We start from the raw sequence: 666 nt of genomic DNA on the forward strand, positions 1-666 counted from the left end.
CTTCTTACAAAGAATCTACCCTTGCCTGTTTGGGTGGTAGTTCACACTTATTAAGTATATGTAAAGGAAGGTGATGATATTTTATGTGTAGGTTAAATCCAAAAGTAGATTTCGTATTCAAAAAATTGTTCGGCAGCGAGGAAAATAAAGATATTTTGATATCATTTATAAATTCAGTGTTGAGTGAAGATGAGCAGATAGCAGATATAGAGTTGAAAAACCCTTATAACTTAGCAAATTACAGGAAGGGTAAAATGAGCATACTTGATATAAAGGCAGTAGATGAAAAAGGAGTATGGTATGATAAAGGGCAATCGCATCAATATAATACCTATTTATATTAATGGCAGTGTAAAAAATTTTGTGTAAACTGAATAAAAACGACTTCTTCTTGTCAACAATTGAGATAGGAAAATTATTCAAGGAGGAGTCGTTTTATGTCAGAAATGTCGAAAGAAATATTGAGAAATTATGTAAAAGAACAAAAATTCAAGAGTGCAAATGAGGTATTAGAAGCATTAAAGGAAATGTTTAAAGACGTGCTACAAGAAGCACTAGAAGCAGAAATGGATGAAGCATTAGGATATGGTAAGTATGATATAAGCGAAAAAACAAAGGATAATAGTAGAAATGGTTATTCTAAAAAAACTATAAAAAGTGAATTAG

The 666-nt window shown here is 30.6% G+C and carries 1 protein-coding gene and 1 pseudogene; both read left to right on the plus strand.

Annotation, left to right across the window (positions count from 1 at the left end):
• Window positions 1–83 precede the first annotated feature (83 nt).
• Window positions 84–305: pseudogene (locus CLTEP_RS14135) on the plus strand (Rpn family recombination-promoting nuclease/putative transposase); the annotation flags it as partial.
• A gap of 132 nt (window positions 306–437) precedes the next feature.
• The coding region (locus CLTEP_RS14140) for a transposase (protein ID WP_201786627.1) at window positions 438–666 on the plus strand (229 nt) is incomplete at its 3' end.

It is taken from the genome of Clostridium tepidiprofundi DSM 19306 (assembly GCF_001594005.1).
GTDB lineage: Bacteria > Bacillota > Clostridia > Clostridiales > Clostridiaceae > Clostridium_AC > Clostridium_AC tepidiprofundi.